The sequence below is a fragment of the Rhodopirellula sp. JB055 genome, from assembly GCF_043100905.1.
Lineage (GTDB): Bacteria > Planctomycetota > Planctomycetia > Pirellulales > Pirellulaceae > Rhodopirellula.
The window spans coordinates 1-14943 of record NZ_JBICHO010000132.1 but is presented as its reverse complement, the minus strand read 5'-3'; the positions used below and the strand labels follow the sequence as shown (position 1 = coordinate 14943).

General features: G+C 56.1%; 11 protein-coding genes and 1 pseudogene. 4 read left to right on the top strand and 8 right to left on the bottom strand.

The annotated features are described in order from the left end of the window. Positions 1 to 33: 33 nt before the first annotated feature. From ACF8AM_RS05455 to ACF8AM_RS05440, 4 genes are all read right to left on the bottom strand, one after another. Positions 34 to 459: a Minf_1886 family protein gene (locus ACF8AM_RS05455; protein ID WP_392554658.1), complete on the bottom strand. Its 426-nt coding sequence runs from the start codon at positions 457 to 459 to the stop codon at positions 34 to 36. 40 nt (positions 460 to 499) lie between these two features. Beyond that, positions 500 to 1321 (bottom strand): stage 0 sporulation family protein, encoded by an 822-nt coding sequence (locus ACF8AM_RS05450; RefSeq protein ID WP_392554657.1) that lies wholly within the window; start codon positions 1319 to 1321, stop codon positions 500 to 502. 297 nt (positions 1322 to 1618) lie between these two features. Beyond that, a complete protein-coding gene (locus tag ACF8AM_RS05445; protein WP_392554656.1) occupies positions 1619 to 2797 on the bottom strand; it encodes a prenyltransferase/squalene oxidase repeat-containing protein in 1179 nt (392 codons plus the stop codon). A gap of 246 nt (positions 2798 to 3043) precedes the next feature. Continuing rightward, complete coding sequence (locus ACF8AM_RS05440; RefSeq protein WP_392554655.1) at positions 3044 to 3685, bottom strand: class I SAM-dependent methyltransferase; 642 nt, start codon at positions 3683 to 3685, stop codon at positions 3044 to 3046. An 89-nt stretch (positions 3686 to 3774) separates the two neighbouring features. Between ACF8AM_RS05440 and ACF8AM_RS05435 the strand changes: the two genes are divergently transcribed. The 4 genes from ACF8AM_RS05435 (at position 3775) to ACF8AM_RS05420 (ending at position 8927) form a co-directional block, all read left to right on the top strand. Beyond that, positions 3775 to 4215, top strand: coding sequence for an ExbD/TolR family protein (locus ACF8AM_RS05435; RefSeq protein WP_392554654.1), 441 nt, complete (start codon positions 3775 to 3777; stop codon positions 4213 to 4215). Continuing rightward, positions 4212 to 4754: an ExbD/TolR family protein gene (locus ACF8AM_RS05430; protein ID WP_392554653.1), complete on the top strand. Its 543-nt coding sequence runs from the start codon at positions 4212 to 4214 to the stop codon at positions 4752 to 4754. The genes ACF8AM_RS05435 and ACF8AM_RS05430 overlap by 4 nt, the downstream gene beginning before the upstream one ends. After that, positions 4751 to 6928, top strand: coding sequence for a tetratricopeptide repeat protein (locus ACF8AM_RS05425; RefSeq protein WP_392554652.1), 2178 nt, complete (start codon positions 4751 to 4753; stop codon positions 6926 to 6928). Before ACF8AM_RS05430 ends, ACF8AM_RS05425 begins: the two co-directional genes overlap by 4 nt. Positions 6929 to 7010: 82 nt before the next feature. Continuing rightward, positions 7011 to 8927 (top strand): PAS domain S-box protein, encoded by a 1917-nt coding sequence (locus tag ACF8AM_RS05420; protein ID WP_392554651.1) that lies wholly within the window; start codon positions 7011 to 7013, stop codon positions 8925 to 8927. 24 nt (positions 8928 to 8951) lie between these two features. Here the strand turns inward: ACF8AM_RS05420 and holA are convergent, their stop codons facing one another. From holA to ACF8AM_RS05400, 4 genes and pseudogenes are all read right to left on the bottom strand, one after another. Further along, complete coding sequence (gene holA, locus ACF8AM_RS05415; RefSeq protein WP_392554650.1) at positions 8952 to 10001, bottom strand: DNA polymerase III subunit delta; 1050 nt, start codon at positions 9999 to 10001, stop codon at positions 8952 to 8954. A gap of 6 nt (positions 10002 to 10007) precedes the next feature. Next, positions 10008 to 12056, bottom strand: a complete 2049-nt coding sequence (locus ACF8AM_RS05410) for a hypothetical protein (RefSeq protein ID WP_392554649.1) — start codon at positions 12054 to 12056, stop codon at positions 10008 to 10010. A 112-nt stretch (positions 12057 to 12168) separates the two neighbouring features. Then, positions 12169 to 13956 (bottom strand): hypothetical protein, encoded by a 1788-nt coding sequence (locus ACF8AM_RS05405; RefSeq protein WP_392554648.1) that lies wholly within the window; start codon positions 13954 to 13956, stop codon positions 12169 to 12171. A gap of 67 nt (positions 13957 to 14023) precedes the next feature. Further along, positions 14024 to 14943: pseudogene (locus ACF8AM_RS05400) on the bottom strand (pilus assembly protein PilM); the annotation flags it as partial.

Below are 14943 nucleotides of genomic sequence, written 5' to 3'. Positions count from 1 at the left end.
GGAAGGACAGGCGGTCACGCGGGAAGACTGGCGTCAGTCCTCGTCGCTGAGAGCCAATTCAAACTTGGGTTGAAACGCGTTCTCGAAATCGTAAACGTCGTCAAAGTCCTCTCGACGATCGGATTCGCTTTTTCGCATTTGCTCGATCCGAATCAGATTGTAAACCAATTCGCCGAAGTCCCCGGTGCGCCGCAGCCCCCAGTTTTCCAGCACCATTTTGGCCAGATACCCAAATTGGTCGATGGCATACAAACGGCAGGCTTCGCAGAGTTGTTGGCCGGTCAAGTGACGCGGCGCATCGCTGCTGGGATCGTCGCTGGGGCCGAACCCGAGCGGGCCGATCTGTTCCAAGTTCTCATGCGCGTACTGCAACGCTTCGCGAATGAATTGATACGCTTCGAGTTTGTATCGAGTGTCGTCTCGCAGGAGATCCTGCATCGCTTTGACAGGGGATGGCATGGCGAAGAATCGAGGAAAAAAGGGAGTGTTTCGGGTGTGATCAGCGTTTACGTTGTTTGGGGGGATCCCCGGAACCCCGTTTTGTCACGCTGACAACGTCCCCCGCAGGAATCATAACGCGTCGATGGTCATCGGTCTTGACCACCAATTGTCCGGCCAAGATGTCTTGAGCGAGAACCTTTGCCGCCCCATCGCGAGTCAAGATCTCGCTGCCAATGGGGGGCAACTCCTCAGCCATTTCCTCGTAGGTCTCGAATTCGTAACGCAAGCAACACTTCAGCCTGCCGCACCGTCCCGAAATTTTTGCGGGATCCAACGAAGCTCGTTGAAGCTTGGCCATCTTCATCGAAACCGGCGGCATCTTGCTCAAAAAACGACTGCAGCAAACCTCTTGGCCACAATCGCCATAGTCAGCCAACAATTTGGCTTCGTCTCGAATTCCGATCTGCCGCATCTCGATGCGAGTTTGAAATTCTCTGCCGATCAATTTCACGAGTTCGCGAAAGTCGACGCGACCGTCGGCGACGAAGTACACGATCACTCGTTCTCCGCCGAGCAACCGTTCGACGTCGATCAATTGCATAGACAACTTCAGTTGGTCAACGCACCGATTCGCGACCGCCAAATCCTTCCGAGTCATCTCGGACATTTGCGACCAATCGCCACGATCGGTGACATCGAGACGGCGGATGATCTTTCCGTGAACCGGTTCCGCGTTGCCCTTCGCCGGAACTTTTTCAACGGCCTCGTTGGTCGCTTCGCACAACACGGTGGCAATTTCAGTGCCGCGGTCGGTACGGACGACCACCTCGTCTCCGTAACGAAATCGCTCCGTTGCGCTCATCACCCCTAGCAAACGCATCGAGCCATAACGGCAGACATAACCGTCTGGCGGTGCGGAGGTGGAACGCGAATCAGCGTCGTTCGTGGTTGGGGGCGAAGGGTTGATGGGGTGGTCCGTCGATCGATGAAACGAATTGGATCATCCAATTGTACGCGATCCGACGGGCTCGCCTAGATTCGGTCTCGAGCGTCTCCGAAGCGTCCCGCCCCAGCGTCCCAGTTCAACGGAACTCCGCCGGGCTGACATTGCCTTTGGCGATGACACACGCCAGCGATGCTACGCGTGTCTTCTCGTTCCCAATGACGACTCAGTTGCTCACTTGCGAGCGTGTTTGAGTGCCAACAAGCAATAAGCGGTGACCAGTTGGCGATCGCCTTCCATCCAACGTTCGGCTTCGCGATTGACCCACGAACCGTCTTCTTGTTGTTCCGCTTCGAGTTTGTTGATCAGATCCATTCGCCAATCGCGTGGGCCAGCGTCGGTGGATTCAATGACTTCCAATCCAGCCACATCCAACGCTTTTGCAAACGTGTGATAGTAGTAGTACTGACCTTGGGCCCCCATGCCAGGGTTGTTGTCCAACGTGTAGTGTTTGCGAATGAAATCGAGAGCCGCATTGACACGTGGATCCTCTGGAGTCAACCCAGCGTAGATCATGCTCTTCAATCCAGCGTAGGTCATCGATCCGTAACTGCGCAAACCACCGTCGGCGGACTCGCCCGCTTTGCTTTGGCCACCGGCGGCGGGAGTGTAATAGAAACCACCGTCGCCGATTTTGTCGGCGTAGTCTGTGTCATTACCATGTTGAGGCAAGTTCTGCGTGCGGCTCACGAACATCAGTGCCTTTTGAATTGACTCGTCATTTGCATCGGTGCCCAGGTCGTGCAGGGCTTCGATCAAAAACGCGGTGTTCGACAAATCGGGACGCGAATGACTGCCGTACCCAGCCCCACCGTAGGCGGTATCACTTGGTTTCGTGTCTTCGCCTTCGTCCCACTGGATGTCCTTCAAAAAGTTCTTGGCTCGTTCCAGTTGGCTGTCATAACGCCCGTCTTTGTTGGCCTTGTTCAATGCCATGGCGGCGGTTGTGGTTTCGTAATTCCGGTGCTTTGATCCGGTCGCGTAGATCCCGCCATCGGGCTGGATTTTTGATTCCAAATACTGAATCGCCTTCACCACGACGGGATCCGTTGAGACCGCTTCGGGGCGATGTTCCAGAATCGCACGGACGCACAACCCGGTGACAGCCGCTCCTGTTTCACCGCTGAACGCTCCTTCGTCACTCTGGCCACGCGTGCGTAGAAACTCGATCCCGCGGTTGACCATTTGATCGATTCGTTGATCCGCCGTTCGCGAATCCTTGGTTGCGGATTCTTGAGCCGTCGCAGGCGAGGGAATCCAACTCGACAGACCAATCACGGAAACGGCTAGCAATCCCAGGGCGACTGGCGCTGACGTGCGAGGAAAATGGGGAGCGATCCGATCCAATTGCATGGTGGTGATCCTGCGTAGGTTTTCGTGGGATGAAAGAGCGTGATCCATGTCGTGGCACCTTCGCAACGCATCGCGAGGCAACTCAACATGACACCCTCAATTGTCACTGCTGACCCGTGAATGTTCAATCGACTTCCAGCCCAACCGGCTGACGGAAATAGCGTCGCCGTTGGCGGATTCGCCACCACTGAAGGGGAACCTCAGACGTCGCCACACAGTCGCAGCGTCGATCCCGCGGATCGCCAACTAACGTTTGACACAGCGGTAGATGAACGCCGGAGGCATGTTCCGCCAAACCGTGGGGCTGCGATGGACTTCGGTGAACGCACCTCGCAGCTTCTTTGAAAACCGCTGCCCGGCTGGCAAGACGACACCCTGCCAATAAGCGAACGTCGCGAACTGACCGCCGGGAGCCAACACGTCCAGGGTGGCTTCCAAAATGCTGGTCTGCAATTTGTCGGGGAACGAAGCCCAAGGCAAACCGCAAATGATCGCGTGCACCTGATCAATCTGGTGATCTTTGCAAAGGCTCGCCACCGATTCGGCGGATTCTTCCACCACGTTGACATTCGGGCAACGCGCTCGAGTGATCGCGGCCAATTCCGGTGATCGTTCGATGGCGAAGAACTTGGCGTCGTCATGCAAATGAGTCTGAATGGCCTCCGTGAAGACCCCTGTTCCGGGGCCAAATTCCACCACCCCACGAGCGGTTTCCCAATCGAACCAGTCCACCATTTCCCGCACCAATCCGGGACTGCTCGGGCAAACCGCGCCGACTTGATTCGGGTTGCGAGCGAAATTTTTCAAAAACGTCCACGCTCCGCCGTGAGGCACGTCGGGAACATTCGAAACGTCTTGGGATGGCGACTGGGAAGATTCCGAAGTCATGCAAATTGTCACGTGGAAAACAAAAGTGGAATTTGCACTACGATAGTGGTCTCGAACCGCCGTGACTATCTCGTTCCTGTCATTCTCTCATGCGTTCCCCCAACCAATCCATCCACAACGGTCGCCGGGTGGACGAAATCAACATGACACCGATGATCGATGTCGTGTTCTTGCTGATCATCTTTTTTCTCGTCTCCAGCCACCTGGCTCGGCAAGAAAACCGGCACGCGGTCGATTTGCCGTCCGCGTCGTCTTCCATTGACAGCGATCCCGATTCCGCTCCGATCAACCTGACCATGGACGCGTCACAGCAACTTTGGCTGGGCGCCACGCCGGTTGGTTTGGACGACATGATCGCTGGATTGCGACAAACGAAATCGATCACGGAAACCCCCGTGCGTCTGCGAGTCGATCAATCGGTCGCGTACCAATTCGTCGAACCGGTCCTGCATCGCATCAACCAAATTGGTATTCGCGATCTCTCGATCGCAACACTGCCATCCAACAGACAAGCGGGGGTGTCACCATGAAACGACCTGACATTCGCGGTGGTTCACAACAAAGCATTGGAATGACTTCTATGATCGATGTCGTTTTCCTGTTGTTGGTGTTCTTTGTGTGGACCAGCAGTTTCGATGCCCCCGAACAAAACCTGCCCGGCGGGTTGGCGGTTGCGGCGGAGTCCACTGCCGCGTCATCGGAATTGCCCCCCCAGGAAGTCACGTCTGAATCGCCTATCGAAGAATTGGTTTTGCGGATCGAACGTTCGGGGGCGTCCTCGGTCCGCTACCGATTGGGTACCACCCAATTGTCATCTCCCGAATCCCTGCGGGCACGTTTGGAAGCGATCGCAAAGCTTGGCATTTCACCGCCCATCATCGTGGATCCCGACGGTGAAATCTCCATGGCGATCACCGTCGCCACCGTCGATCTGGTTCGGTTGTCGGGATTCGATCGAGTTCACTTGGCTGTTTCAGCGAGTTCAAGCGTCCTCGAACAACCTTCGGCAAGCATGGATTCCGAAGCGTTCCGGCAACTGAAATCGCTGAAGGAATCGGGCACGCCATGATCGCCAATCGATTGAAGATCATATGCTTGATTGGCTGCCTGACTCCCTTGCCTTTGGCATCCTTCACCGCAGCCTGGGCTCAGCAACCGACCGACCAGCGCGACAACCAAGCGGCCGTTCGGCCGCGGCGGCTCGCCGATTCCGGGTCGTCCGACAGCCTCGTGCAATCGACTCGCAATGATTTGATAGAAGTCATCGCACGCCCGATCCCAGACGACAAATTGTCAGTGTTGCTCACCAACGTGGGCGAAGCCGATGCGAAGCTTAAAGCACGATTGCGTGAGCTGGATTCACCCGAGTCCGCCCGCGAAAAAAGTTTGACGTGGCTCTCACGTGTCGAACTGGCTGTGTTGAAATCTGAACTTTTTTCCGAAGGCAGCCAGGACGGTGTGGCGTCCGCGACCGAGGCCGTGAGGATCGCCGAAGCCGCTTTGATGGCGCTGCCGGCGGGCGGGGTCGCTCGTTCGGAAGTGTTGCGTTTGTTGGCCGAGGCTCATCTGCGACAAGGCGACGCTCGATCCGCGGCCGCAGTGCTTCGCGATTCGGTCCGTTCCATTCCAGCGTCATCTGATACCGACTCCTCGTCTGAGTCTGCCCAAGCGCTTCGCATTCGAGTCGCCATCGCGGCAGAAGACCTGAAGTCAGCCGAGAAGATGTTGCAACAGGTTTATCGCGGCGATCCGAACTCCGCGCGAGTCGGCGTGGGAATGGACCTGGCATTCCTGCGCTACTTGCTGGCCACCGAAAACGAAACCGCGATCGCAGATTGGTTGGAATCGATCCGTGAACGACACGGGGTGAATGCCAAGGACCGCGCCGACACAATCGTCGCTCAGTTTCGCCAGCAAGCAACCGACGGCATTCCCCAACCAGCAACGGATGATTCCGATCCGCGTTTGTGGATCGCCGACGCGATGTATTACCTGCGACGCGGGGAATTGATGCAGTCCGCCCTGCACTTTGCCAAGGCAGCCGTCTCCGACACGATTCCATCTCGGAGCGTGGACTCCGCCATCAAAGCCGCCGCACTCCTGTCGCGGCAATCCAATGCCAAAGCGGCCGTGGAACTGTTGCGGCGGATCAGCCAGCGACACCCCCAGGCTCCCGAATCCGCCGAAAGTTTGCTCCAGGCGGCAACCATCGCCCAGGCAGCCGGCCCGACGGTCGCAACGGATTCCGATGTCGATGCAATCCTGTTAAAAATCGCGAAACAGTGGCCAGAAACGGCATCCGCCTTCGCCGCCACGCGTTGGCGAATGGAATGGGCTGAGCGTGATGAACGCTGGCTCGACGCCGCCAGAATCTCCGTCCAATTCGATGAAACGCACTGGGCAGCAACCTCCCGCCAAAGCACTTCCGTGCAGGGAAATGCGTCCAAACCCGACCATCCTTCCGTTCGGGAAAACGCCTTGCAAGCCTGGGCGAACGCTTGGCTGCGTCTACCGCATGCCGAAGTGATCGCGGCAATGCACGCCGAACTGGACGCCGGAAACGACCGAGCGTTCATTCGAACCATCCACGCTGACCTGACCAGTCTGCTGGCAGACGCAGCAGACCCGCGCTGGGATGAATTTCAATCCGACACTAGCGAAGGCTTCTTTCGCCAACTGCGTTCGTTTCGCCTGGGGCAATCTGAAGGGATCACCGAAAGCCCGCCTGATGGGCTGATCCAGGCATTGGCCGAACGTTTGGAGCTCGATGTCATTGCCACTCCGGCTCGTCGAGTCGAGATCGGTCGCTATTTGCTGACATTGAACGCAGAGCCCACAGCGGCGAGCCAAGGCAATTCCAATCCCAACGTCGTCGCGAGTGATCTTCAACGAGTCGCCTGGATGATTTGGGCAGGCAAACGCGAAGAAGCTGAAACGCGAATCGAAAAAGAATTGGGTGAATCGCCCCAGCACGCAGTTGCGTGGTGCCGAAGAGCCGCCCGAGCCTATTCTGTCTCACCGCTGAAATCCGATCAGAAACGCGCCGCCAATTGGTGGAAACGATTGGCAGACGGTGTGCCGCAAGGCTCTACCGCTTGGCACGCTGCTACCATCGGACGGCTGCGCGCAGTCGCGAACTCGGGAGCCCCCGACAAAGCCAAAGCCTCTGCTCAAGTGATCATGTTGACGACGCCCCCCCTCACTCAAGGCGAGCGAAAGGCATATGAGAGGCTTGCAAAATGAACAGATGAATTGGCGTGCGCAAGTGCCGATGGTGTTATTTGGTCTGCGCTAACTTTCCACTACTCTCAACGACTCATTGACCATGAAAGCTCTCCGCGACTATCTCCAGTCACACGGGGAACTTTTCTTCGATGTCTTGGAGCTCGCAACCTGTGGGTTCTATCTGTGGCCAACCGATTCGGGTACGTCGGCGCCCCCGCACCCGCCACTGTTCAGCCAACTGTGTTTCTCGTCTTTGGATCAACAGACCCCTGAATCAGAGGACGCTGTTGCCACCTGGCTCGACCTCGTCCATCCGGATGACCGAGACGCCTTTGATCGCCATCTTCGGTCATCCACGCTCCAGCCGGAACGCAGCGGAAAACCGTTTGAGTATCGGCTCCGACGAGGCGACGGTAGCTACCGTTATTCGGAAGAACGCAGTCGACAAATCACGCTGAACCAAAGTGGTGAGACATTTTGGTTGAGCATCCTGCACGACGTGGACGAACGCGTTCGCGCCAAACAAGAACTTGAAAGCAGCCATCAAGAAATCCAAACGATCCTGGATACGATTCCGACTTTCGTGTGGATCAAAGATGAATCCCATCGAATCCTTCGTGTGAACCGTGCCGCCGCAGCCGCCTCTGGTGCCAGCCCCGAAGACATTGAAGGAAAGCTCACCTGCGAAGTTTATCCGGAACAAGGGAAACGGTTCCAAGCCACCGATCGTCAACTGTTGCAAAACAAACACCCCATTCGCCGAAAAACGGAGACGCTGGAGAGTAAATACGGCAAAGACTACAAGATGTTGATTGACAAGTACGAGATGCCTTGCCTTCACGATCAATCCCCACGCATCTTGGTTGTTGGTACGAACATCACCGAGATTGACGAAACCCAACAGGCCTTGGCTCGGCAAGAAGCCCAGTTTCGAAATTTGTTCGAACGCAGCCCGATGGGCAGTGTATTGATCGATGCCAACCATCAAATTCAACTGGTCAACTCCAAGATCATTGCGATGTACCAACTCGCGTCGCCCAATGATCATCCGATTCACTTGGACGACTTGATTCCGCGAAATTTGCACGACCGACTGACGCCGTCCAACAGTGAACTGGAATCGCACGCCTCCCCATCCCGGCAGATTGAGTTCCAAGCCACACGCGCCGATGGAAGCGAAATGCGAATCAACGTGGTCACCGCGCCCATCGAGATCGAAAACCAGACGATGACCCTGGCGACATTCATCGACATCACCGACCGCCACCTAGCTGCGATTGATTTGCAATCGAAGCAAGAGGAACTTGAACGCAGCAACGAAGACCTGGATCGGTTCGCCTACATCGCGTCGCATGATCTCAAAGCACCGCTCCGAGGCATCATGCATCTGGCCGAATGGATCAACGAAGACATGCCCAAGCAGGTCGGCCAAGACGTTCGGAATCACCTCGATATGTTGCAAACTCAGGTCAGTCGCATGGACTTGTTGCTCAACGACCTGCTGGCCTACGCGCGCGTCACTCGCCAAACCGACACCGTGGAACCGATTGACCTGAACGTGACGTTGCCGCAACTTTTCGCGTTCATGTCGCCCCCCAGCACGATGCAATTGTCCATTCCAAACCGATTGCCGTCGCTGACCACCGCTCGAGGACCACTCGAGCAAATCTTCCGCAATCTGCTTGGCAACGCGATCAAGCACGCGGCCACGGGACAGTCGATCACAGTGACGTCTCAAACCCTTGACGATTCCTATCAATTCACCGTCAGTGACGATGGCCCCGGAATCCCGACGATTGCCCAAGAACGCATCTTTGGGATGTTCCAAACACTCGAGAGCGGACCCGAGCGGCGCGGAACCGGGATGGGACTGCACCTGGTCAAACGATTGGTCCAAGTGCAAGGGTGTGACGTTTGGGTCGAACCCGAAAGCCACCAAGGAGCCACATTTCACTTCACGTGGCCAATGGAGGTCCAAACCGCTGCGGCGTCCCAATCGCAGATGAGCATGTCGTAAACAACAACATGCGAACATCATCGCTCATTTTTGTCGAGCGAGTTTCAGGATCAACTGTTCCAACAGGAACCGATCTCGACCTTCGGTGCTGTGAGTCCCTTTCAAACGAAGGTCCGCATCCAGCAACCAAGGCAACAACTGCTTCGCTCGGTCCCGACCGATTGATTGCAATTGCTTCTTGGCGGATTGAATTTCCAATCCTCGGCGGATACCGCCCGCTGCCAATGCGTCTTCAAATTGCCAGGGACGGCCGCTTCGTTCGCGAAATTCGATCGCTGCAGTGGTCATGCCCAATCGTCTTAGAGACCAAGCGATCTGCGGCAACAACGCGATCGCTCGCTGGCCACCGCTGAACAGTTTGTCGAGCTGGCGCAGTGCTTCGGCCGCGTCTCCCGCCGCAATCGCGTCCGTGATTTGCCAGACGGTTTTGCCCTGCCATCCGGCGACAATGTCGCGAACAAGCGGTTCCTCGATCTTCCCGCCAACATCCACATACAACGCCAATTTCGCGATTTCGGTGTCGAGCATTCCGATCTCTTCGCCCAACATTTCAACCAAGGCATCGGCCGCGGCAGGAGCCAGTTTTGTTTTGTGTCGCTCAGCGACAAAACCGGTCAGAAATTTACGCCGGGCTGCGGCGGTGATCCCGAGCTTCGCATCCGTCGCGCTGGTGCAAGCGACCAACAAATGCGATTTATCAACCGCTTTGTAAACGCGCGTGTTGCTGGCCAGGGATTCCAGTTCCAACACCAACCGAGTCGCGTCACCGGGAGCGGCGACGTACTTTTCGATTTCGTTTCGGTGGTTGGATAGAAACTTGTCGGCGGAACGCACCACCAATGTGCGTTTGTCTCCGCCATCAAAATCAAACAGCGATGCCGTGGCCAGGTCATCACGCAGGTCCGACCATTTGCAAACCTCGCCATCGACTTGCGTCCATTCGCTGTCCCCGACGATCGCATCGATCGACCATTTGCGAAGTGCGCTATCAACACCGTAAACAACGCCGATGCACGCTCCGGCCTGAGTCGAATCGGGCGCGGAAAGGTATTCAAAGGCGTTGAATCGTGGCATTCGCTATTACAGACCGCGTTCTTTGGCAAAGGAGTAAATGCGATACATCTCTTGATCTTCCACTTCGCCGGTCACTTTCAACGATCCGTTCTCGTCGTAGAGCAACATCATTCCGGGTTCTTCTAATTCGGTGTCGCCCGTCATTGGCAGCACACGTCCCCCTTCGAGATCGATGACTGTGGTTTGCGAAGTCACTGTCGCATCTTCCACCTTTTTGACCACGAGATCAATCGGATCAATCAACTCGGCGGGTCCTTCGTAAGAAAGCACCGAACCAGGAACAAGACTTTCCATCCAAATCGGCATCACCGTTTTATACGTCGTGTTGTAACTGAAGTTCACAGCCTTCGCAGTCGGAGGATCGGACGAGTACTCGACCTTCTTGCCTTGCACTTCCAACACCTTCGTACGCGGAGCTTCAACGGGGCCGGCGAAGTAGTCATTGAAAGTCGGCAACGAAACCGGTGGGCTCGGTTCGCTCCAATCCGACCAACGTTGAAAGTGTCCTTTGCGATTTTTGTCAGCTTCAGCGGCTTCCATCAACTTGGAAACTCGTTGATAGACATCACCCGATAACGTCGAGACTTTGGGTTGTTGCAAGGCGTTGGCTGGGAAGTTCGGGTCCACAACCGCCAAGCGAATTCGATAAACGTACTTGCGGCCGGGCCGCGGCGTGTTCTTGTCGTTGGTGTTGGCGAAGTCATAGAAACGCATCAGCTTGTAATCGACGGGGTCCTCCTCGACGACTGCCATTCCGCCGTAGGCTCCCATTCCTCCCATGCCCATTCCCATGTCCATCTGCATGTCCATGCCCATATCCATGCCCATGTCCATATCCATTCCTCCCATGCCTGGCATTCCCGTGGCACCAGGACCAGCCAATTCGAGGTCATCGATTCCGAACTCCTGCTCCTTCATCATTTCCTCGCGAGCCTTCATTTGCTCTTCGCGACGGGAAACCATTGGGATCAACGGGTGCGTGACGAAATCCTTGTAATCGACCAACAAGATCGGCGGGATGTAGGCGGTTACGTTCAGGTCACGATAGTCCTCTGGAACGATTTCCTTGGCATACCCGGCCCAAAGTTTGGCGGCTTCCAAAACGTTTTTCTCACGCGTGTAGCGAACCACCCAGTCCTCATCGGTCAGATCTTCCACGCTCTTGTTGGTCACATCGGCACGCTGCACTTCGTAGTTGTGATACAGCGGTTGGTCGCGAATTGGCAGGTAACCCTCTGCTTCTTGAAACGCTTCGCGAAAGGATTCCGCCATCAACTTGTGAGGGATCACGGCGGTTCCGGAAATGAACCATGCGTACTCCGGCACGGGTTGCATGCCGTCCTTTGGAGTCGCCACAAAACCAAAGTTGTTCTTCGCATCGAACCGACGACCGGCAGCGGTTGCGGCCATCGATCCCATACCGCCACCCATCATTCCCATGTCCATGCCCATGTCACCGCCGTACATGCCTTCGTCCATGCCCATGCCCATTTCCATGCCCATATCCATCCCCATGCCCATTTCCATTCCCATCATTTCATCCATGCCGCCACCACGGCGTCCACGACCACGACGGGGGCGAGGTTTTTCTTCTTCGACGACTTCGAGTGCTTCGGCACCTTCAAGATCTTTGAGCGCGTATTCGCCGCTTCGCGACAACATCGCGATCGACGCAATGTGACTGTCGACTCGCAGTTCCATCGGTGGGTACATCACCGGATCCGTGCGGCGAATGGACGTGTCGATTGCCTTGCGTTCCAACAAGTGAGGCATCTTGTAAGCCGTGGAATCAACCGGCGTCCGCTTGCGGGCAGTTTCCGCCAGGATGTCAAACTGCGGTTCTCGCTCCGGCAAGATCTGCTCGTTGTGATCCTCATCGATGCTGTTCCGCACCGTGTTGGCATCGGTGGCCAATCGATCGGGTTGCACTTCATCGAGCATGTTGGGCATCTGCAGGCCAGCGTAGACCATCCACGCAGCGGCCAGCACAACGATTCCGACCACAAATTTTTCACCGTGAAGGATGAAGAACTGTTTGATCTTGTCGGCATCCATGAGTTGTCTCGCACAAACGAAAAAGAAAAGGAAAGGTTGGCGACGAGTCAGTTCAATCAAGTTCAAAGATCAGAAGGTCGCCACTGCCAATCCGAACCTTAACATCAAACGGTTATCCCGTAGTCGCAGCGGAACCGTCGGTCACAGACGCTTCCCCAGCGGGTGGTGCCGGTGTCTCCGCATCACCAGCGGGATCCGTCGCGTCTGGTTCCGCACCCGCTGGTGGAGGCAATGCCGAATCAGGACCGCCAGCAGGAGCGGGCGCATCGCCGCCCGATGCAGCAGCACCATTTCCGCCATTGGCCTCTTTCAAATCTTCTTCGGCGCTTTCGGCCATCGTTTCGCCATCGAGCACCGTTTCTTCGGTGACAAGTTCCACACCCAATTGATCTTTCTTGGGTGGGTTGTAGATGTGAATCAGGCCATAGACCTCCACGGTGACATCGAGCGGGAATTTCTCCTTGGGGCCTTGAGCTGCGCCACCGCCGGTCATGCCTCCCATTCCCATCCCGCCCATGCCCATTCCACCCATTCCCATGCCGCCATCCATGCCCATGCCCATGCCTTCATCCATTCCCATTCCGCCCATGCCACCCATCATCGAGTCCATGCCGCCACCGCCGCCCATCGAGCCAACAGCGTTTGAACCTGCCGACTTTGGAAGGATGCGGACTTGTTTGACTTCGACCATCAGAGGTGCACTGCCGCACGCCGCCAAGAGATCGGGGATATAACGTTGATCGATTTGGAGGGACATCATGACCGGCACACGTTTGGCAACTTTCAAAGGTGCGTCTTCGGGGGATTCACTATTGAGAGCCGAACGCAAGGTTGCCCCATCGATGGGCTCGTACGCGGTGTCAACGTACCGATTGTCAACGGGATCGGGAGCTTCCGCTCCAGCCATTCCGCCCATGCCTTCCATTCCGCCATACATGTCGTCCATGCCCATTCCCATGTCCATGCCCATATCCATTCCACCCATGCCCCCCATGCCACCAGTCATCGCGACGCCGGGTTTTTGAATGGCCCCAGCCGTGAACTTGACCTTCTTACCGAGAGACAAGTGGTTGATGACGTGAATCTTAGCCTCAAAGGGCTGCTTCGCATCCCCGTTGACATCGGCGACGATTCCCAGCAACTGCCGCAGAATCCAAAGGTTCTCTTGGCTGTAGTAGACTTCCAAGGTGGTGGGACGACGGCCTTGCCAAGGGAACAATTCCGAGACAATCGCTGACTGCGAGGCGACCGGCCAATCGACCAAGGGCACATCCTCCACGCCAGCGATGTTGATTGGACCGCGGCCCATTCCCATGCCCATCCCCATGTCCATTCCCATCCCCATATCCATGCCGCCCATCATCGCGTCCATGCCACCGCCACCGGCGGTACTGGATCGCAATTCAGCTTCCCATTCGGCATTCGCAATCTCAGCGATGCTGGGCAAAACGTTCTTGATATAGAACGCGTACTGGTTCAGAAACGAGGTGGGTTTTTCTTGGCCTTCTTCTGGCGGATAATCGATGTGCAGTTCGATCGGGACCAGATCTCGAAACTCATCCACGAACTCCTTGGTCAGCTCTTCTTCCGGCCAGACGAGAATATCGCGTTGGGCGTCGTAAACTTCTTGCCAGGCCTGCAAGACTTCGTCTTGACGACCTTCAATCAGTAAATCCATCGCTTCCTTGGAGGTTGGATTGGGGTGTTCGCTGAGTTCAGCTTGCAGCGACCTCACTGCAGTGACGTCCCCCTTGATCTTCTGAGTACGGCTTTCGTTTTCCTCCACCAGATTGCCAGTGACGATGAACCAAATCGCCAGCGCACCGAGTGTGATGGTGGCGGTGCCAATCCAAAAGCCATACTTGGAGGCGGCAGCGAATGCTTGCTTGAGTTGATCCATCGATCAGACCGAGTCGGAGAGAGAAAAGGTGGTTTGTGGTTGGCGAGTTGATCGCCGAAAAGTCGGACTAGTTGGCAATCGCAACGGAATTAGGATCGGCGTCGAGATCGTCTTCGGTGCCGTCGCCCTCGCCTTCCATTTCGGCTTCGAGAGCCGCTTCTTCTTCCGCCAATCGTTTTGCTTCAATTCGTTCACTGAGAACGCTTTCTTTCCAAACGACCTGGAAGACGAAGTCGAGTCGCAGGACCTCCAAGGTGGGTGATTCGACCTCCACGTCCTCGTCCCCCTCCGCTCGCAATCGCATCGCGTTCATCGCGGAAACGGGGTCGTAATCAGGATTGGGAACCTGGACCAATTGCGGTTGAGTCTCATTCAACAGCAGCGGGTAACTGAATCCGAACTCTTCGGGCGTGAACGTGATCGGGTTGCCTTCTGGATCGATCAATGTGATTGGTTTTTCGAGGAAGTTCGTCGTCAGATACTTCCGGACGTGTTGGGCCCCCTCTTCGCCCTGGTATTTGGGGCTATTGAAGTAGTGGTAGCCCTTCAACTGGACGACCCATCCTTCCTCTTCCGGACCGGTGTCTTCGGCGAGTTCTTCTGGCGGCGCCGAATCTCGCATCAGGTCATACCAGTTCTTCATTTCCTCTTTGTAGCGGACGTCCAATCGTTCCGAGTACCAATCTTCTGCGAGATCTTCGAAGAACTTGGTGTCGATTTCGCTGATGTGAAAATCGATTCGTTCATCCAAGGGCAGTTCCTTGATCGTGGGAATCTTGCCATCGGGGTAATCCGCACGCGGAATCGCAGCGTTGACCGCGTTGATCAGTTCCAACCAAACCAAACGTCGTTCCGCATTGCCCGAAATTTCCTCGCCCAGACGATTGAGGAACGTCAGCCGACTGACCAACAACGTGTCTTCTGACTTTTGTTCCGAACTGTACGATGACATGCTCGTCACAGCCGACTGGGCGCTGGACCAAAGAT